The sequence below is a fragment of the Pseudomonas sp. PA15(2017) genome (assembly GCF_001945395.1).
Lineage (GTDB): Bacteria > Pseudomonadota > Gammaproteobacteria > Pseudomonadales > Pseudomonadaceae > Aquipseudomonas.
In genome coordinates, this window is record NZ_MSXV01000056.1 from 114,782 (window position 1) to 133,422 (window position 18,641).

Sequence of the window (18,641 nt, forward strand, 5' to 3'; positions counted from 1 at the left end):
CGCCGCGCTCATCTGTGCGTACGCTGTGCGCGGCCGGCCACCTGACGAAACTCGGAGCCGCGACGGCGTTCAGGGCAGCAGAGGCGATGGGATGGCGCGGCAGCGAGCGGGGAGACCAGACGTGCATGATTCAGGTCGGCGACAGTTCGACCTGCCTGCGGCAACCGGCAACCCGCGTGGTCTGCTGATCGCCGCAGTGATTTTCGTGTGCGGCGTGCTGTTGCTGTCGACCGCCCTGCATGTGCGCTGGGACAAGGCTCAGGCCACGGCTAAAAGCACCGAAGCCATGCAGACCCTGGCGGCCGCGTTGAACAGTCAGGCCGAGTCGACCATCCGGGTCGCCGATACCGTGCTGGCCGCGCTGATTTCCATGCACCGCTCCGGTGGGCACGGCGAGGCCAACATTCGTGAACTGAACCAGGTGGCCAGAACCCAGATACGCGAGTTGGGTGAGCTGGACGGCCTGTATATGTCCGATGCCAACGGCCAGTATTTCCTGGCCACCAATGCCGAACCCCAAACGCTGAACAACGCCGATCGCGTGTATTTCCAGCATCACCGACAGAGTGCGAACAGCGAGCTGTACATCGGCCAGCCGGTGCGCGGCAAGACTACCGGGCAGTGGGTCATCACCTTGTCCAAGGGCATCTATGAGGACGACGGCACGTTCCGTGGCGTCGCCCTGGCCACGCTCAGCGTCGAGCGCTTTCGCAGCCTGTATCGCTCGCTGCCACTCGGCGAGCAGGGCATCGTGGTGCTTGCCAAGCGCGACGGCACCATCCTCGCCCGCTCGGAAAGCGACGCGCAGACCTACCTGACCAACATTTCCCAGAGCCCGATGCTCCAGGCCATCAATCAGGGCATCGACAAGGGTTCGGTGACGCTGACCGCCATCGTCGACGGTGTGCGGCGCATCTATGGCTTCGACGCCAGCCCCAAGTACCCGGTGCTGGTGGCGGTGGCGATGCCCGAGCGGGAGGCGCTGGCCGCCTGGAAACAGCGTGCCTGGGCGATGTGGGGCTTTGCCCTGGCCGCCGTGCTGGGCGTCGGCATCATGGGCCTGCTGGTGCTGCGCGCCCTGGGCCGGCAGTCGGCCATGGCGGTGGAACTGCACGCCGCGCACCAATCCCTGGCCACCGCCAACACCACCCTGCAAACCCTGGCTACCGAAGACGGCCTCACCGGCCTGGCCAATCGCCGTCACCTCGACGGTTACCTGGCCAGCTTATTCCAGCGCGCCGGCAGCGAGGGCACGCCGCTGGCCTTCGCGCTGGTCGATGTGGATTTCTTCAAGGGCTACAACGATGCCTACGGCCACCAGCGCGGTGACCAGGCGCTCATCGAGGTCAGCAAGGCGATGCGCGCTAGGGTGCGCCGCGAGGGCGATCTGGTGGCCCGCTATGGCGGCGAGGAAATGGCCATCGTGCTGCCGGACGTATCCGCCGAACAGGCCCTGGCCATGGCCGAGCAGGTGCGCGAAGCGGTGCAGCGCCTGGGGATCGAGCATCGCCAATCCGCCTACGACCAGATCACCGTGAGTATTGGCGTGGTCGCCGGCGTACCCGGTGAGGCATTCAGCGACCCCGAGGCCATGGTGGCGGCTGCCGACCAGGCGCTCTACGTCGCCAAGGGCGGCGGTCGCAACCGCGTGGTGCTGGCCTCGCGCTAGCCCAGCAGCACGCCAGCGAAACCAGCAGCGGCGATGGCCATAGCGGCATGGGCACCAGGCTATCGGCCACCGCCCTGGCCATGCGCTGCATGCGCGTGAGCCTCGAAGAGATAATGACGCCTACAATCACATGCTGCCGCTGGCCGCAGCGTCTGGCTGCCGGCCTGCGCAGGCTGATCGGCAAGCACGGCCTGAACTGGTCGGGCGACCAGGCTGGGTGCGCGCTGTGAATTCCAGTTCTGCGCCACCTCGCCGAAAACCGGTGCCGACGCCGAGGCGGCCCTCCATGACAGTTTGCAGATGGCCTTGCACCTGTAGCGGATCAACCGTGGCATCCTCATCACGCCGTTTCACAACATGACCTTGCGCTGCCCGGATACCAACGCTGCCGACATCGACAAATTGCTCGCCACCCTCGATGACGGGCTGCGCGAGCTGCTGACGATCCCCGGTGCCCGTACCTGACGCCGCAGAACGGCGCGCGGCCGATGATCGCGGCGGCATTTCCGTCATCCTTTCGAGTACTGATCATGCAATTCGCCGACATTCAGGAAGCCCGCGATTTTCTCGCTGCCAACCCCGAGGTGCGCAGCATCGAGCTGATGCTGATCGACGCCAATGGCCTGCCGCGCGGCAAGCTGCTGCACCGTGACGAGCTGCTGGCGATCTACCAGAACGGTCGGCCGCTACCCAGCTCGATCCTGTCCCTGACCCTACAGGGTGAGGACGTCGAAGCCACCGGCCTGGTCTGGGAAGTCGCCGACGCCGACTGCTGGACTTATCCGCTGCCCGGCAGCCTGACCCTACAACCCTGGCGTAGCACGCCCACCGGCCAGCTGCAGGTGAGCATGCACCCAACCCAGGGTTTGCCGGCTGCCGCGGCCGATCCGCGCCACGCCCTGATGCGCGTGATCGAGCGCCTCAAGGCCGACGGCTTTCATCCGGTGATGGCCGTGGAACTGGAGTTCTACCTGCTCGACAAGCAGCGCGACGCCAACGGTCGCCCGCAACCGGCCGTGCAGATGAACGGCGTGCGCCCCGAGGCGCCCCAGGTGTACGGCGTCTACGAGCTGGAGCAGATGCAGCCGTTTCTCGATGACCTCTACGCGGCCTGTGAAGTGCAGGGCCTGCCGGTGCGCACGGCGATTTCCGAGTACGCGCCGGGCCAGCTGGAGCTGACCCTGGAGCATCGCTTCGACGCGCTGCAGGCCGTCGACGAAGGCGTGCGCTACAAGCGCCTGGTACGCGGCGTGGCCAACAAGCACGGGCTACAGGCCTGTTTCATGGCCAAGCCGTTCGGCGACCGTGCCGGCTGCGGCATGCACCTGCATGTCAGCCTGGCCGACCAGCAGGGCAACAACCTGTACGCCAGCGAAGACCCACAGGGCACGCCGCTGCTGCGCCACTCCATCGGCGGCATGATGGCCACGCTACTCGACGCCCTGGCGATCTTCTGTCCCAACGCCAACTCGTTCCGCCGCTTCCAGACCAACAGCTACGCGCCATTGGCCAGGAGCTGGGGCGTGAACAACCGCACCGTGTCGTTCCGCGTGCCGGGTGGCCCGGCCGTCAGCCGCCACATCGAGCATCGCATCTGCGGCGCCGATGCCAACCCCTATCTCGCGGCCGCGGCAATTCTCGCCGGCATCCACCATGGCATCCGCGAGCAGATCGACCCGGGCGCCGCCATCGTCGGCAACGGCTACGAGCAGGCTACCGAGTTCCTGCCCACCGACTGGCTCACCGCGCTGCGCGCTCTGGAGCAATCGAGCTGGGCGCGCCAAACGCTGGGCGACGAGTTCCTCAAGGTGTTCCTGGCGATCAAGCAGACCGAATACCGCCAATTCATGGCCGAGGTCGGCGAGCAGGACTGGCGCTGGTATCTGCACCACGCGTGATGCCAGCGGCCGGGTTCACGGCGGTAGTCGTCATGGCGGGGTGCGACGCATTGGCGCAGGTGAATCCACACGGGCTTATCGAGTAGCCTTGCGCTTCTGTTTTCGCTGCGGTCGGTAGGAGTCGAGCATTGAGTCACAAGAGTAAAGCGCTTCTCTGGGGCGGATTGGGCCTGAGTCTGTTGGTGCTGGTCGTCGTGTTCCGGCTGTTCTTCGTCTGGGCGACCACGTTGCCGCTGGACGCCCCGGTGCGCCTCGACCAGGGCGAAACCGTCGAGCTGCCGGTAGAGACCCGTACCCTGGAATTCGACACCCTGGCCGTGGTGTTCTCCACCGCCGAGCTGCCGCTGTTCACGGTGCGCAAGCTGTCCGGCGGGCCGATCTGGGAGAACGAGCAGTGGGTCGAGTACCCGCCCGCACCGCTGACCCTGGCCTGGAAGCTGCTCACCCCAGGCGGCGAGTTGCTGTCCGAAGGGCAGGGTTCGCTGGGCGCCGAGTTGACCAGCTACGGCAGCGACCAGATCACCCGCGCCGTGGCACGCATTGCCATGCAGCCCGGTGACTACCGCTTGCAGGTGCAGGTGCTGAACCCGGATGCACGTTTTGGCGAAGTGGATACCCGCCTGGTCTTCGTGGCGGCCGGCAAGGGCCAGACCTGGCAGAGCGGCGTGGCCTGGTGGGGCTCGATCATCGCCGGCGTGCTGCTGATTCCATTCGTGATCATCTGCGGCCTGCTGGCGCTGCACAACTTCATTCGCTGGCGCTACGGTGAGCCGTCGGCGGACTGAGTTGCGGGCGGGCGGCCCTGGTGCCGCCCGGCTCAGAACCTGTTCACGATCCTTATGTGCCGGAAACGGTAGGTACAAGGCAATAGCAGCCGTGCGCCGATCCACTGTGGGAACGGGTGGGGACGCCCAGCCCATGCCCGCGAAAAATCGCGGGCATGGGCCGCTCCCACAGGTACTGGGCCGATGGCCCTTGCGTCACTTCATTGCCAAAATCGCCGAGCCTGGGCTGAAGGATCATCAACAGGCCTTCAGAACCTGTTGCGCAGGTCGGTGGCCAGCAGCGCCTGCTCGAAGCGCTCCAGAAACACCGCCTCGGCATGGGTGCGTTTCTGGTCGCGGTTCCATAGCAGGTAGACGTTCACGTCGATCACCCCCTCCGCCGGTGGCAGGCGCCACACCTCGCCGGCCTGCACGTCCTTGGCGACGATATGTTCGGGCAGGCAGCCGATGCCGTAGCCGGCGGCGACCAGGCGACGAATCTCGTCGAGGCTCGACGAAGAGGCGACGATGCGCCCGGTGAAGCCCTGCTGGTCGCGAAAGATGGTCAGCGGCGACAGGTTGCCGCCAATCTGGTCGCTGGTGAAACTCACGAAATTCTCGCTTTTCAGGTCCGCCAGCTTCAGGTCGTTGCGGCCGAACAGGGCGTGACGCTTGCCGCAGAAGAACGCGTAACGCTGCTTGAGCATCACCCGTTGCTCCAGCCGCGGCTGTGGTGTGCGGCACAGGCTCAGCCCGAACGAGGCGGTTTTCTGCAGCAGGGCGCTGACCACGTCGGAGCTGCGCAGCACGTCGAACTCGAACTCCACCCGTGGGTAGTCGACATGAAAGTTGGCCAGGAAGTCGTCGTAGAAGCGCGACTCGATGCGGCTGATCATCAGGATGCGGATCTTGCCGGCGACGGTTTCTTCCGGCGCGTCGAGTGCCGGGCCCAGGCGCGACACCGTGCCGTACAGCTCGGCGGCGATCTGCATGACTTCCTCGCCTGCCTTGGACAGCGTGATGCGCGGCCCGCTGCGGATCACCAGAGCGCTTTCCAGTTGCTCCTCGAGGCGCTTGAGCGCCTGGCTCACCGCCGGCTGGCTCAGGTGCAGGCGCGCAGCGGCGCGGCTGATGCTGCCTTCCTGGCCGATCACCAGAAAGGTGCGCAGCAGGTTCCAGTCCAGCCGGTCGTTGAGAAAACGGCGTGCTTCGGCGTGGCGGTAGCCGGCATTCATAGGTGTTTTAGTATCCGTTTTACTTATACTTGAGTATTGAAATTAGAAGCTTTGCTTAGCATAGGGTCGGGGGCATGATCTGACAATGCACCGCCAGAGTGCGACCGATCCCCACCGGGGATGTGCTTTCTCTCCTGCCTATAAAAACGAATCCGGGAGCCTGCGATGACCACCCCAACCTCCACGCCGCGTCGTGCCGCGGCGGCCGCCTTCATCGGCACCACCATCGAATTCTACGATTTCTACATCTACGCCTTCGCCGCCGCACTGGTGCTCGGGCAGCTGTTCTTTCCCAGCGATAACGCGATGCTGAGTACCATGGCGGCGTTCGCCACCTTCGCCGTCGGCTTCATCGCCCGGCCATTTGCCGGCGTGGTGTTCGGCCACCTGGGTGATCGCCTGGGGCGCAAGAAGATGCTGTTGTTCACCATGGTGCTGATGGGCGTGGCAACCACCTGCATCGGCCTGCTGCCGACCTATGCCCAGGCTGGCATCTGGGGGCCGATCGGTCTGGTGGTGCTGCGTTTCCTGCAGGGCATTTCGGTCGGCGGCGAGTGGGGCGGGGCGGTGCTGATGGCCAGCGAACACGCGCCCAAGGGCCGCAAGGTGTTCTTCGCCTCCTTCGCTCAGCTGGGCAGCCCGGCTGGCCTGTTGCTGGCGCTGATCGCCTTTCGCGCCATCAGCGAGATGGATCAGGAGGCGCTGATGACCTGGGGCTGGCGCGTGCCGTTCCTGCTCAGCGGCGTGCTGATGCTGGTGGGCCTGGCGATTCGCTTCGGCGTGCCCGAGTCGCCGGAGTTCGCTAAGGTCAAGGCGCAGAAGCAGACGTCCAGGAGCCCGGTGAAGGACGTGCTACGCCACAACTGGCGGCAGATCCTGTTCGCCGCGGCGGCGGTGACCATCGGTTCGGGTGGCTTCTTCTTCACCAACACCTTCATGATCACTTACGTGACCCAGTACCAGGGCATCGCCAAGTCGACCATTCTCGACTGCCTGTTCCTGGTCACCATTCTGCAGTTCCTCTCCCAGCCGTGTTCGGCACTGCTGGCCGAACGCTACGGTGAAGGGCGCTTCCTGAAGTGGGTAGCGGCGCTGTGCATGCTGGTGCCGTACCCGATGTTCCTGCTCGTGCAGACCGGCAACCTGATCTACATGACCGCCGGTATCGCCCTGGCCGTGTTGCTGCTGGCGGCGCTGTATTCGGCGATCGCCGGCTACATGGCCGAGGCCTTTGCCGCCCAGGTACGCTACTCGGGCATTTCCATCGCCTATCAACTGGGCAGCGGCCTGACCGGCGGCCTCACGCCGCTGATCGGCACCTACCTGGCCGGGCAGTTCGCCGGGCAGTGGATGCCGCTGGCGCTGTTCTTCAGCGTGCTCGCCCTGATGTCGCTGGTCGGCGTGATCGGCCTGTCGCGCCTGCGCGCCGAGGAGCGCCGCAACCCCAGCCTGTCCAACCCGGAGGTCGTGACCCCATGAGCAAGCCCGAGATCATCAGCGATGCCGAATGGCAGGCGCGCTGCGAACTGGCCGCCCTGTACCGGCTGGTCGCCTACTACCGCATGACCGATCTGATCGACACCCACATTACCCTGCGGGTACCGGGGCCGGCGCATCACTTCCTGATCAACCGCTATGGCGTGGCGTTCGAGAAGATGCGCGCCAGCGACCTGGTGCTGATCGACCTGCACGGCAATGTGGTGGATCGCCTCGGCGGCGAGCGGCGGGTCAACGCTGCCGGCTTCGTCATCCATTCGGCGATTCACGAAGCCCGCCCGGACATGCACTGCATCGTGCACACCCACACCGCTGCCGGCATGGCCGTGGCCGCCCAGCGTGACGGCTTGCTGCCGCTGACCCAGCATGCGCTGAAGTTCTACGGCAACCTGGCGTATCACACCTACGAAGGCATCGCCCTGTCGCTGGAAGAGCGCGTGCGCCTGGTGGCCGATCTGGGCAACCACAAGGCGATGATCCTGCGTAACCATGGCCTGCTGGCCGGCGGGCTGAGCGTGGCCCACGCCTTTCACGAGATCTATTTCCTGGAGCGCGCCTGCCAGGCGCAGATCCAGGCGATGGCGGCGGGGGTGGCGTTGCACGTTCCCAGCGAAGACGTCTGTCGGCACACCGCCGCGCAGTTCGCCCGTGATGGTATCGACGGCATCATCGACCTGGCCTGGCAGGCCGCCCTCAGTCTGATCGAGGAGCAGCGCGATGACTGGTGCCGCTGAAACCCTGCCCAGTGTGGTGCTGCTGTGCCGTGAGCGGCCGCTCGAAGACTGGCTCGCCGAGCTGTTCGCCCGCCATGCCCCCGAACTCAGGGTGCTGCGCCCCGATGACCCTGACGCCGAGCTGGCCCAGGTAGCGGCCTGCTGGTACCCCGCCGAGGGCAGCCTGGGCCGCTTGCCGGCGTTGCGGCTGATCCACTCGATCGGTTCGGGTGTCGACCATCTGGAACATGACCGCTCCAGGCCTTCCGGGCTTCCCGTGTGCCGGGTGGTCGACCCCGATCATTCACAGGGCATGGCCGAATACGTGCACTGGGGCGTGCTGCATTTTCATCGCGGTTTCGACCAGGTGATCGAGGGGCGCGCGAGCCGGCAATGGCTGCGGCCGGTGCAGCGTGCGGCGCGCGATTACCAGGTCGGCGTGATGGGCCTGGGCGCCATCGGCACACCGGTGGCCGCGCGGCTGGCCCAGGCCGGCTATGGGGTGCGCGGCTGGGCGCGTACGTCGCGGGAGCTGAGGGGCATCGCCACCTTTGCCGGCGCCGACGCGTTGCCCGGCTTTCTCGATGGCCTGGACCTGCTGGTCAACCTGCTGCCGCTGACCGCCACCACGCGGGGCCTGCTCGACCATCAACTGTTCGGGCATATGGCCGAGGGCGCGGCGCTGATCAACTGCGGCCGCGGCGAACACCTGGTGGAGGCCGATCTGCTCGAGGCGCTGGCCAGCGGTCAACTGCGCGGCGCCCTGCTGGACGTGTTCGCCAGCGAGCCGCTGCACCGCGACTCGCCACTCTGGCAGACGCCTGGGGTATGGGTCACGCCGCACATGGCCTCGGCGGCGTCCGACGCCTGCATCGCCCGGCAGATCGCCGACAACCTGCAGCGCCTGCACGCCGGCCTGCCGTTGAACCATCAGGTCGATCCCGCGCTGGGTTACTGAATCGCCGACGGGCGCCGCCAGGGTGCGCGCCCCCTCTGTCACGACTACGGACAATCGCCATGAAAACCTTTTTTCACCCTCAGCAACGCCTGCATCATCCGCGCAGCTACCTGTCCCGCGGCCAGATGCGCGAGCCCCAGGAAATTCCGGCCCGTATCGACCCGTTGCTGGCCATGGCCCGCCAGCTCGGCTTCGCGATCATCGAGCCGGCGGATCACGGCCTCGCGCCGCTGCGTGCGGTGCACAGCGACGCCTATCTGGACTACCTGCAAAGTGCCTACGCCCAGTGGCACGAGGTCGACGAGGACTGGGGTGACGAGGTGATGTCGAACATCTTCATCCGTGAGAACAACCCGTTGCGCGGCATCCTCGGCAAGACCGCGCGCTACCTGGCCGACGGCAGTTGCCCGATCGGCGAGCACACCTGGACGGCCGCCTACTGGTCGGCCCAGGCCGCCGTCGCCGCCGCCCTGGCGGTACGTGATGGCGAGCCCCAGGCCTACGCGTTGTGCCGTCCGCCGGGCCACCATGCGCGGGCCGAGGCGGCTGGCGGCTTCTGCTTTCTCAACAACGCCGCCATCGCTGCCCAGGTGCTGCGTGCCAGTTGCGAGCGGGTCACCATCCTCGACACCGACATGCATCACGGCCAGGGCATCCAGGAGATCTTCTACGAGCGCGATGACGTGCAGTACGTCTCCATCCATGGCGACCCGACCAACTTCTACCCGGTAGTGGCCGGCTTCGACGACGAGCAGGGCGCAGGGGCCGGTCTGGGTTGCAACCTCAACCTGCCGATGGCCCATGGCGCCTCCGAGGCGGACTTCTTCACCTGCCTGGGCCAGGCCGAACAGGCGATCAGCGCCTTCGCGCCGCAGGTGCTGGTGCTGTCGCTGGGCTTCGATATCTACGAGAACGACCCGCAGTCCAAGGTCGCGGTCAGCCACGCCGGTTTCGAGGAACTGGGCCGGCGCATCCGCGCCCTTGGCCTGCCGTGCGTGGTGGTGCAGGAGGGTGGATACGACATCGCCACCCTCGACGAAAACGCCTCGCGGTTCTTCAAAGGGTTGCTTGGCTGAGCAGGCGGATGTCAGCCAGCATGAGCCGGCCCGGCTCAGGCTGGATCTTTCAAGATATTTCCGCCGTCAAATGGAGGTGAACTAACGTTCCGGCAATGCAATCTTCCCCTATGCGCTGTCAGCGCGAGCCAGACGGGCCGGTGCAGGTGCACCGGCTTTCAGCCCCGGGATCGCTGAACGATAAGGAGCCACCGTGACCGTAACCACCCACCCCGACTACCGATACAGGCCAGGGCCGCTGCACGCGATGCTGCTGGCCGGCACCGTTCCGCTGTTTCTCGGCGCGCTGCTGAGCGATATCGCCTACTACAACAGCTTCCAGATCCAGTGGGCCAACTTCGCGGCCTGGCTGATTGCTGGCGGCTTGCTGTTCGCCGGCCTGGCGCTGCTGTTCGCCCTGGGCAACCTGATCGGCGCGCAGCACAAGGCCGGCCGCCCGGTGCTGTATTTCCTGCTGCTGCTGGTCACCTGGGTAATCGGGTTGATCAACGCCTTCGAGCACGCCAAGGACGCCTGGGCAGTGATGCCCACCGGGCTGGTGCTGTCGGCCATCGTTGCCGTGCTGGCGGTGATCACCGCGTGGCTGGGCCTGAGCAACCTGCGTTCGGGAGATGAGCGATGAGAACTCTCGGCACACTGACCACCCTGAGCATGGCGCTGCTGCTCGGCGCCTGCGGCGGCGAAGCGGACACCACCATCGAACGCGGCCCCAATCCGAAACTGCCCGAGCCGCAACGCGGCCTGCTGCCGAGCATGAAGATCGCCGAGCCGGCGGAGTGGGGCGACCGCAAGCCCGACGTGCCGGATGGCTTCAGCATCACGGCGATTGCCACCGACCTGAAGATTCCGCGCCAGACCCTGGTGCTGCCCAACGGCGACATCCTGGTGGCCGAAGGCCGTGGCGGCAATGCGGCCAAGCTCAAGCCCAAGGACGTGATTGCCAGTTACATCAAGGCCCAGGGCAATACCAAGGTCAAAGGCGGTAACCGCCTGACCCTGTTGCGCGATGCCGACGGTGACGGCACCTACGAAACCCAGACGGTATTCGCTGAGAACCTCAATGCGCCCTACGGCCTGGCCTTCCACGAGGGCAAGCTGTACGTGGCCAATCAGGACGCCGTGGTGCGCTTCGACTACCAGGACGGTCAGACCCAGGCCGGCGCTGAGCCGACCAAGGTCACCGACCTGCCGAAAGAGATCAACCACCACTGGACCAAGGCGATGACCATCAGCCCTGATGGTCGCTACCTGTATGTCGGCATCGGCTCGAACAGCAATATCGGCGAGCGCGGCATGGAGGTCGAGGCCGACCGTGCGCTGGTCTGGCAGATCGACGCCGAGAACGGCATGCACAAGCCCTACGCGACCGGTTTGCGCAACCCGACCGCGCTGACCATCCAGCCGGAAACCGGCCAGTTGTGGGCAGTGGTCAACGAGCGTGACGAGCTGGGCCCGGACCTGGTGCCGGATTACCTGACCTCGGTGCAGGAGGGCAAGTTCTACGGCTGGCCTTACGCCTACTGGGGCCCGAATGCCGACACCCGCGTGCAGCCGCACAAGCCGGAAATGGTCGACATCACCATCAAGCCGGACTACGCCCTCGGCTCCCACGTGGCGGCGCTGGGCGTCGACTTCTCCATCCCGGAAATGGGCGAGCAGTTCGCCAACGGCGTGTTCGTCGGTGAGCACGGCAGCTGGAACCGCGACAACCCGGTGGGCTACAAGGTGATCTTCGTGCCGTTCGCCGACGGCCGTCCGGCTGGCGAACCCATCGACTTCGCCACTGGCTTCCGTGGCGAGGATGGCAAGACCCGTGGCCGCCCGGTGGGCGTGACGGTCGACCCGAAAGGCGCGCTGATCATCGCCGATGATCTGTCCAACACCATCTGGCGTGTAACGCGCAACCCGTGAGCCTGCGGTCTCGGGGCGGCTAGCCGCCTCGAGATTCAGCCGTTTACAGCAGCCGATGAGCTGTACTGCGCTGATGCAATGTCAGTGCTCGGTCGTTCTGCCACATTCCCCGATCACCCCACAATCGCTACCGCCGAGGCGTTTATGCGCTACGCTCGCCTGCCTGGATCAGTCATCCATTTTCAGGAGAAGCAGATGGCAGACAAGCAGCACCACTATGACGTGCGCGTGACCTGGACCGGCAACGAGGGCAGCGGCACCTCCTCCTATCGCGGTTACAGCCGTGCCCACAGCATCGAGGCTGCTGGCAAGGCCACCATCGCCGGCTCGTCCGACCCGAGCTTTCGCGGTGACCCGGCGCGCTGGAACCCCGAGGATCTGCTCGTCGCTTCGCTATCTGCCTGCCACAAGCTGTGGTATCTGGGCCTGTGCGCCGGTGCCGGCATCGTGGTGACCGCCTATGAGGACAATGCCCAGGGCTCGATGCTCGAACAGGCCGACGGCGCCGGGCAGTTCACCTCGGTGGTGCTGCGGCCCAGGGTGACGTTGGCCGCCGGCACCGATCTGGAAAAGGCCCGTGCGCTGCATCACCAGGCCCACGAAATGTGCTTCATCGCCCGCTCGATGAATTTCCCGGTCAGCCACGAGCCCGAACTGCTGATCGATAGCGCCAACTGAAAACAGGTAGGCCGCCCAATGGGAGGCGGCCTGCATTCGGCTAGCGGCGGCGCAAGATCATGCCGCCGTGGTGCAGCGTGTTGTGGTCGACGAACTCGCCATCGGCGGTGAAACCGGTGTCGTCCCAGTGCCGGTGATTTCATAACGACCCTGGTAGGCACTTTCCCGGCTGCCGCGAGCTTCGTCATAGCGGTTGTTGGGCAGCAGCTCGTGGCGGATCTGACCGTCGTCGGTGACCCACATGCCGACGTAGGGATGGTTGGCCATGGCGTGCTCCTGGTTGGGCGACGTGGCCGCCGTGGTGGATGAGGTAGCAAGCACCGCAGCGGGTGCCGCCAGAAGCGCGCCCATTAGCAGGGCGCGCAGGCAGGTAGCTCGGCAATTCATGGCCGTCACGCCGGATCGGGGATGCGTTGCAGCACATCGTCGTAGGCTGGCAGGTCGAGGTACGCCGACACCTCATAGGCCTTGCCGTCGCGCATGCGGAAGATCCACGCATAGCTGTTGCGATAGGGCTGGCCATCGCGGGCCATGCCGGTGCCGTCCCACTGGATGATCACGTGCTCGCCATCGGCCCATACCTGCTTGCTCACCGGCCGCACCGGCTCGGACAGGCGTGCTGCGAACGGCTGTACCGCCTCGGCCACGAAGGCGTCGACACCGCGATACACACCGGCGCTGGGGCCCGAACCCTTGATGGTCCACAGCACATCAGGCGTCAGGATGTCGCGAAAGAAGCTGTTGCCACCGGCTGCCCAGCGATCGAACGCTTGGCTGACGGCCTGCTTGTTGCGGGTTTCCACATCGGCGTCGGCATGGGCCATACCTGGTGCCAGGGCGCCGAGCAGCAGGGCTCCACACAGGGCCGCGGCACGGACATTACGCAGGGATTCGATACGCATGGTTGGACTCCTCGTTTCTGGTTGATCTGCCTGATCGGTGCCCCTGGCCTATGCTGGCGAGGGCCATCGATTTAGTGGAACCTGCAGGCGGTTCGCCTGCCTGATCGTCTGAGCTGGAAACGCTGCGCGGCGCAGGCACAAGCAAGTGCCGCAGACTCGAGTGCCGATCTGTGGTGACGAGTCTGCCGCTGCGCCGGGCCGATCTCGTAGCTGGATCGTCGCGGATACTTACCTGATCATCCGCTTGAAAAACCTTGTAATACCCTGGTTATCAAAGGAGATGCCATGGATTCATTGCACAAGCTGGTAGAGATCATCGCTCGCCATACGCCGGGTGACGGCATTCGTCCGACGGCGATCGCCGGCGTCAGCCTGGTGCGCTCCTGCACGCCGACCGTGCCGATGCCGGTGGTCTACGAACCGACCCTTTGCCTGATCGTCCAGGGGCGCAAGCGAGTGACGGCCGGCGCCACGACCTATGTCTACGACGCGGCCAATTACCTGATCGCCTCCGTGGACGTGCCGGTAATGGGCTCGGTGATCGAGGCGAGCGAGGAGCAGCCCTACCTGTGCCTGGTGGTCGACCTGGACATGACGGTGCTCAGCGATCTGGCCTTGCGCTACCCGGCAGATGACCTGGGCGGTGTACCCGCTGCCGGCATCCAGCTCGGCGAGACCACGCCGGAGCTGCTCGACGCCGCCGCCCGGCTTGCCGGCCTGCTTGATGCGCCAAGCGACATCGGCGAGCTGGCGCCGCTGACCGTGCGCGAGATTCTCTACCGGCTGCTGATCGGCAAGGGCGGCGCCATGGTGCGGCAGATGGTCAAGGCCGACAGCCGCCTGAACCAGATCGCCAAGGCCATCGTCTGGCTGCGCAGCCATTACGCCGAAGCCTGTCGGATCGACGACATGGCCGATATCGCCGGCATGAGCCGCTCGACCTTCCATGCCCACTTCAAGGCCGTCACGGCGATGAGCCCGCTGGAATTTCGCACCCACCTGCGCCTGCAGGAAGCCCGCCGCCTGATGGTCGCAGAGGCGCTCGATGCGGCAGGCGCCGGTTACCGTGTCGGTTACGAAAGCCCCTCGCAGTTCAGCCGCGATTACGTGCGTTTGTTCGGCCTGCCTCCGGCCAGGGATGCCAGCCGATTGCGTGGCAGTGCCTGGGCACCGGTCCAGCGCTCGGAAGCGCTCGCGGCTCAGGCGTGAGATAAATTTTTAGCGGCAGTACGGGAACTTTTTACGAATTTAAGCGTGATTTATCGGCTTTTCTGCTCGTTATAATTTGCAACGAGTCGGCACTTGAGAAGCGCGCAGCGCCTGCTAGATTGGCGCTGCGACGCCGGGCCCCTCTGACAGCTAACCAGCTGCCATGTCGGAGTTGCAGTTTGTACAACTCTGACTTAGGAGGGGCTCATGAGCACCCTAGTACCGTTCCTCACCGCCGAGTTTCTCGGCACCGCCACCTGGTTGTGGCTGATCTTCATCACCATCGTCATCAGCCTGCTGGTCTTCGACCTCGGGGTGCTTCACCGTGAGCACCGCGAAATCGGCGTCAAGGAAAGCCTGCTGCTGTCCGGCGGCTACATCACCGCGGGCTTGCTGTTCGGCCTGTGGGTCTGGCACATGAAAGGCGCCGCCTCCGGTATGGATTTCTATACCGGCTTCCTGATCGAGAAGTCGCTGTCCATGGACAACGTGTTCCTGATGGCGATGATCTTCAGCTTCCTGGCCATCCCGCGTAAGTACCAGCACGAGGTGCTGTTCTGGGGCATCCTCGGCGTCATCGTGTTGCGCGCGATCATGATCGGTCTTGGCGCTGCATTGATTTCCGAGTTCAGCTGGATTCTCTACGTTTTTGGTGCCTTCCTGCTGCTGACCGGCGTGAAGATGCTGTTCAGCAAGGTCGACGACCATCCGGACCTGTCCGAGAACAAGCTGATCAAGTTCGTGCGCAAGCGCATGCGTGTCACCGACCGCCTGCACGAAGGCCGCTTCTTCGTGCGCCAGCCCGATGCCAACGGCAACATGCTGCGCTGGGCCACGCCGCTGTTCCTGGCCCTGGTGCTGATCGAGTGTGCTGACCTGGTGTTCGCCATCGACAGCGTGCCGGCGATCTTCGCCATCACCCAGGACCCGTTCATCGTCTACACCTCGAACATCTTCGCGATCCTGGGCCTGCGCGCGCTGTACTTCGCCTTGGCGGCGATGATCCACCGCTTCGCCTACCTCAAGTACGCCCTGGCCCTGGTGCTGGTGTTCATCGGCGGCAAGATCTTCCTGGTCGGCATCATCGGCAAGACTCCGCCGGTGATCTCCCTGAGCGTCACGCTCGGCCTGCTGCTTGGTGGCGTGCTGCTGTCGATGTGGAAAACCCGCAACGACCCGCCGGCCCTCGACGCTGAAAAGACCCCTCACTGACGTCAGACGCCCCGGCGGCGCCGGGGCTTTTCACTGGAGATACACCATGAACCCATCACCACTTTCCGCACTGGTGCTGACCGCCGTGATCGGCCTGACCCTGGCCGGCTGTGACATGGCCGAGGAATCGGCGCAGAAATTCACCGAAAAGGCCGAGCAGGCCGTGCAGGAAATTGCCCGCGAAGCGGTCAGCGATACGGTCAATGCCTTCAACGAACAGATCGACGAGGTACAGAAATCCACCAACGAAATGCTCGGCAAACCGGAGAAGGAAAGCACCGAGGAAAAGCCGCAGCAGCGGGAAAAGCAGGAACAGCCTGAGCAGGAAAAGCCGCGCACCTTCCCCAACGAAAGCGTGGAGACCTGACCGGCATTTTGTTCAACGGGGAAGGGAGGCCCCACGGCCCTTATCGATCACGGCGCTTTTCGTAGCGCACATCCCGGTCGTCCACCTCACTAACCTGCAACCAACCCTGACGACTATAAAAGCCATTGGCACGAATTGCTTCATCACCATCAGTGATCAGGTAGATGAGCGCATGCCGGGCGAACAACGCCTGCTCGGCGGCCTCCAGCAACCGCTTGCCGAGGCCCTTGCCCTCGTGCTGCGGGCGCACGAACAGCGCGAACAGCTCGCCAGCGTCAAAGTCGACCATGGCGAAGCCCACCGGCACGCCGCCCAGCTCCGCCACCCAGCCGCACGGCGCCGCTTCGATCGCCTGCTGTAATGCCTCGGCAGTGATACCCAGCTCGTCGAGCTGCTCGCGTGAGAGGTGGTTGTCGGTGACGCTGGTACGGATATCGAAGAGGCTATCGATATCCGCGACGCTGGCGGGGCGGATCGTCCCACTCATGATTGGCGCTCCTTCTTGTGTTTGCGCTTTTGCTGCTCATCTGCCACGGGCAGGTGTCTGGACTAAACTCGAGGAATGTTATCGAACTCGCTCATTGTGCGCAGCGCTGTACCGGCTGACGCGTCTGCCATCGCACACGCCCACATACTGGCTTGGCAGCAGGCGTATGCGGCATTACTTCCTGGTCGGTATCTTCAAGCACTGGAGTCCTCGCATTGTCGGCGCGAGAGATTCTGGGAGGCATTGATCACGTCGTAGCCGGAAAACGTCCGGATCGCCTGTATGAGTAACGAAGTCATCGGTTTCATGGCGGTTGACTCCACTCGCGACGATCACGTGATAGCTGGCATGACAGGTGAGGTGGTCGCTCTTTATGTTTTATCGGCTTATTGGCGAACCGGTATTGGACGCGCGTTATGGGTTGCAGGTCTGCAGAGCCTGGTCGAGCGAGGCTATCGCCAGGCCATGCTCTGGGTGCTGAGTGAAAATGCTCGAGCCAGGCACTTTTACGCCAAGGCAGTTTGGTCACCTGAGCCTGGCAGTGAGCGCAGCCGCTTGATCGGCGGGGCTAGCCTGCGGGAAATTCGCTATCGTTCGCCAGTGCTCAGGTGACTGCCTGGCCGATGATCTCGCCCAGTTCATGGTAAGCGGCCAGCCCATGTCGGCCAGGTTGCCAGGGTCGGTAGGTACCCGGCTTGCAGTGGTCTAGCCGCGCAGATCTACTCCTTATCATCAGCGCCGAGGCGGGCATCAGCGGCGTCAGGCACTGCCCCAGGATGCGAACGTTGAGGCTGCTCACCGGCAGTATCCTCGCGGGCCGTCAGAGCGCTGCAGCGCTTCACAAGCAAATGACCACCCCAAGTGCCGCGCCAACTGCCACAATCGGCTGCACGAGATCGGGCTTGCAGGCAGGGCGCACAATGGCGGACAGACGCAGTTTCAGCGAGACGTTGCAGGGGCAGAACCTGCGTTTCCTGGCGGCGAAGAAGGATGCCTCCCGGCAGACTCGCGTGGGCTTTCTGCTGCAAGAGCACTTCTCCCTGCCGGCCTTCACCCAGGCGCTGGATGTGCTGGTCACCGCCAACCTGATCGACCGCGGGCTGTTCGTCACGCGCACCTTCGGCCTCGACGGCCAGGCGGTAACCAGTGACTTGGGCATCGTCATCTGCCCGGATGCCGAGCTGACCGGCACGGAACTCGCCGAGCTGGATCTGCTGGTGATCTGCGCCGGCCTGCGCACGCCGCTGCGGCCGATTCCCTCTCTCAGGCAACTGCTACGGGCGGCTGCCGACAAGCAGGTAGCGCTGGCCGGTTTGTGGAGCGGCGCCTGGTTCATTGGCCAGGCTGGATTGCTCGATGGCTACCGCTGCGCGATCCACCCCGAGCACCGCGCGGCCCTGGCGGAGATCGCCCGACACAGCCAGGTGACCGCGGAGAGTTTCGTGGTCGACCGCGACCGATTGACCGCGGCCAGCCCGACCGGGGCGTTCCACATGATTCTGGAGTGGATCGGCGCGTTGCATGGCAACGATCTGGTCGAGGGCATCGTTGGCATCCTGGCGTTCGAGGAGTCGCGTTACAAGCGGGTCAAACCGACCCTGCACGCGAAGATGAGCGAGCCGCTGCGCACGGTCATCAACCTGATGAGCGCCAATATCGAGGAGCCGCTGAGCACCGATCAGCTGGCCACTTATTCGGGCCGCTCGCGGCGGCAGATCGAACGGCTTTTCCAGCAGCAGCTCGGCACCACGCCGGCGCGCTATTACCTGGAGTTGCGCATCACCGAAGGACGCCGCCTGCTGCAGCACTCGGACCTGCCGGTGCTGGATGTCAGCGTGGCCTGCGGCTTCGTCTCGCCGAGCCATTTCAGCAAGTGCTACACGGCCTACTTCGGCAACTCGCCGTCCAGGGAAATTCGCCACGGCAACGTGAAGTCGACGCGCTAGGTGTGTAAACCCAGTACGTTGTTCAGTGGCAATGGAGCCCGACTGATTGGTGGTTTGTAGTTGAGACTGCTGTGCGGCCTGTGCCAGTTGTAGTGGTGCAGCCAGGCTGGCAAATGCCT

20 protein-coding genes and 2 pseudogenes are annotated in these 18,641 nt (G+C 64.8%); 16 read left to right on the forward strand and 6 right to left on the reverse strand.

What is annotated here, in order from left to right:
• The first annotated feature begins 91 nt into the window (after nucleotides 1-91).
• From BVH03_RS21450 to BVH03_RS21465, 4 genes and pseudogenes are all read left to right on the forward strand, one after another.
• Entirely contained in the window at nucleotides 92-1,669 is a 1,578-nt protein-coding gene (locus tag BVH03_RS21450; RefSeq protein ID WP_256574780.1) for a sensor domain-containing diguanylate cyclase, read from the forward strand.
• Nucleotides 1,666-2,134, forward strand: a pseudogene (locus BVH03_RS21455) (aspartate aminotransferase family protein); the annotation flags it as partial. The gene BVH03_RS21450 and the pseudogene BVH03_RS21455, both read left to right, overlap by 4 nt.
• 65 nt (nucleotides 2,135-2,199) lie before the next feature.
• A complete protein-coding gene (locus tag BVH03_RS21460) occupies nucleotides 2,200-3,567 on the forward strand; it encodes a glutamine synthetase family protein (protein WP_075963109.1) in 1,368 nt (455 codons plus the stop codon).
• 128 nt (nucleotides 3,568-3,695) lie between these two features.
• Nucleotides 3,696-4,352: a hypothetical protein gene (locus tag BVH03_RS21465; protein ID WP_143486030.1), complete on the forward strand. Its 657-nt coding sequence runs from the start codon at nucleotides 3,696-3,698 to the stop codon at nucleotides 4,350-4,352.
• 248 nt (nucleotides 4,353-4,600) lie between these two features.
• On the opposite strand, the gene BVH03_RS21470 is transcribed toward BVH03_RS21465, so the two are convergent.
• Entirely contained in the window at nucleotides 4,601-5,566 is a 966-nt protein-coding gene (locus tag BVH03_RS21470; protein ID WP_075963090.1) for a LysR family transcriptional regulator, read from the reverse strand.
• A 165-nt stretch (nucleotides 5,567-5,731) separates the two neighbouring features.
• On the opposite strand from BVH03_RS21470, the gene BVH03_RS21475 reads away from it, so the two are divergent.
• From BVH03_RS21475 to BVH03_RS21505, 7 genes are all read left to right on the forward strand, one after another.
• Complete coding sequence (locus tag BVH03_RS21475; protein WP_075963091.1) at nucleotides 5,732-7,045, forward strand: MFS transporter; 1,314 nt, start codon at nucleotides 5,732-5,734, stop codon at nucleotides 7,043-7,045.
• A complete protein-coding gene (locus BVH03_RS21480) occupies nucleotides 7,042-7,797 on the forward strand; it encodes a class II aldolase/adducin family protein (protein WP_075963092.1) in 756 nt (251 codons plus the stop codon). Before BVH03_RS21475 ends, BVH03_RS21480 begins: the two co-directional genes overlap by 4 nt.
• Nucleotides 7,781-8,734, forward strand: coding sequence for a glyoxylate/hydroxypyruvate reductase A (locus tag BVH03_RS21485; protein ID WP_075963093.1), 954 nt, complete (start codon nucleotides 7,781-7,783; stop codon nucleotides 8,732-8,734). Before BVH03_RS21480 ends, BVH03_RS21485 begins: the two co-directional genes overlap by 17 nt.
• Before the next feature lie 59 nt (nucleotides 8,735-8,793).
• Nucleotides 8,794-9,810 carry a histone deacetylase family protein gene (locus BVH03_RS21490; RefSeq protein ID WP_075963094.1) on the forward strand — a complete coding sequence of 339 codons (1,017 nt, stop codon included), beginning with the start codon at nucleotides 8,794-8,796 and terminating at the stop codon, nucleotides 9,808-9,810.
• Between the two features lie 193 nt (nucleotides 9,811-10,003).
• Nucleotides 10,004-10,432 carry a DUF2231 domain-containing protein gene (locus tag BVH03_RS21495; protein WP_075963095.1) on the forward strand — a complete coding sequence of 143 codons (429 nt, stop codon included), beginning with the start codon at nucleotides 10,004-10,006 and terminating at the stop codon, nucleotides 10,430-10,432.
• Nucleotides 10,429-11,721, forward strand: coding sequence for a sorbosone dehydrogenase family protein (locus BVH03_RS21500; protein WP_075963096.1), 1,293 nt, complete (start codon nucleotides 10,429-10,431; stop codon nucleotides 11,719-11,721). Before BVH03_RS21495 ends, BVH03_RS21500 begins: the two co-directional genes overlap by 4 nt.
• Before the next feature lie 195 nt (nucleotides 11,722-11,916).
• Nucleotides 11,917-12,399, forward strand: coding sequence for an OsmC family protein (locus BVH03_RS21505; RefSeq protein ID WP_075963097.1), 483 nt, complete (start codon nucleotides 11,917-11,919; stop codon nucleotides 12,397-12,399).
• Nucleotides 12,400-12,439: 40 nt separating this feature from the next.
• Here BVH03_RS21505 and BVH03_RS21510 read toward each other — a convergent pair.
• Nucleotides 12,440-12,666, reverse strand: a pseudogene (locus BVH03_RS21510) (Atu4866 domain-containing protein).
• Nucleotides 12,667-12,791: 125 nt separating this feature from the next.
• Entirely contained in the window at nucleotides 12,792-13,301 is a 510-nt protein-coding gene (locus tag BVH03_RS21515; RefSeq protein WP_075963098.1) for a nuclear transport factor 2 family protein, read from the reverse strand.
• Between the two features lie 285 nt (nucleotides 13,302-13,586).
• On the opposite strand from BVH03_RS21515, the gene BVH03_RS21520 reads away from it, so the two are divergent.
• The 3 genes from BVH03_RS21520 (at nucleotide 13,587) to BVH03_RS21530 (ending at nucleotide 16,089) form a co-directional block, all read left to right on the forward strand.
• Nucleotides 13,587-14,510 (forward strand): AraC family transcriptional regulator, encoded by a 924-nt coding sequence (locus tag BVH03_RS21520; protein WP_075963099.1) that lies wholly within the window; start codon nucleotides 13,587-13,589, stop codon nucleotides 14,508-14,510.
• 207 nt (nucleotides 14,511-14,717) lie between these two features.
• On the forward strand, nucleotides 14,718-15,722 hold the full coding sequence (locus tag BVH03_RS21525; RefSeq protein ID WP_075963100.1) for a TerC family protein: 1,005 nt from the start codon (nucleotides 14,718-14,720) through the stop codon (nucleotides 15,720-15,722).
• Between the two features lie 46 nt (nucleotides 15,723-15,768).
• On the forward strand, nucleotides 15,769-16,089 hold the full coding sequence (locus BVH03_RS21530) for a hypothetical protein (RefSeq protein ID WP_075963101.1): 321 nt from the start codon (nucleotides 15,769-15,771) through the stop codon (nucleotides 16,087-16,089).
• 40 nt (nucleotides 16,090-16,129) lie between these two features.
• Here BVH03_RS21530 and BVH03_RS21535 read toward each other — a convergent pair whose 3' ends face one another.
• Nucleotides 16,130-16,576 carry a GNAT family N-acetyltransferase gene (locus tag BVH03_RS21535; protein WP_075963102.1) on the reverse strand — a complete coding sequence of 149 codons (447 nt, stop codon included), beginning with the start codon at nucleotides 16,574-16,576 and terminating at the stop codon, nucleotides 16,130-16,132.
• A gap of 282 nt (nucleotides 16,577-16,858) precedes the next feature.
• Here BVH03_RS21535 and BVH03_RS25745 point away from each other — a divergent pair, with 282 nt between their 5' ends.
• Nucleotides 16,859-17,188, forward strand: a complete 330-nt coding sequence (locus BVH03_RS25745; protein ID WP_083640133.1) for an N-acetyltransferase — start codon at nucleotides 16,859-16,861, stop codon at nucleotides 17,186-17,188.
• Here the strand turns inward: BVH03_RS25745 and BVH03_RS26140 are convergent.
• The gene (locus BVH03_RS26140) at nucleotides 17,181-17,375 is read right to left on the reverse strand and encodes a hypothetical protein (RefSeq protein ID WP_143486031.1); all 195 of its coding nucleotides are present in this window, start codon (nucleotides 17,373-17,375) and stop codon (nucleotides 17,181-17,183) included. The genes BVH03_RS25745 and BVH03_RS26140 overlap by 8 nt on opposite strands.
• 121 nt (nucleotides 17,376-17,496) lie before the next feature.
• Between BVH03_RS26140 and BVH03_RS21545 the strand changes: the two genes are divergently transcribed.
• Nucleotides 17,497-18,522, forward strand: coding sequence for a GlxA family transcriptional regulator (locus tag BVH03_RS21545; protein WP_075963103.1), 1,026 nt, complete (start codon nucleotides 17,497-17,499; stop codon nucleotides 18,520-18,522).
• Here the strand turns inward: BVH03_RS21545 and BVH03_RS25750 are convergent.
• Nucleotides 18,519-18,641: integrase core domain-containing protein (locus tag BVH03_RS25750; protein WP_143486032.1), on the reverse strand; the 123-nt coding region annotated here is incomplete at its 5' end. The two genes, BVH03_RS21545 and BVH03_RS25750, sit on opposite strands and share 4 nt — an antisense overlap.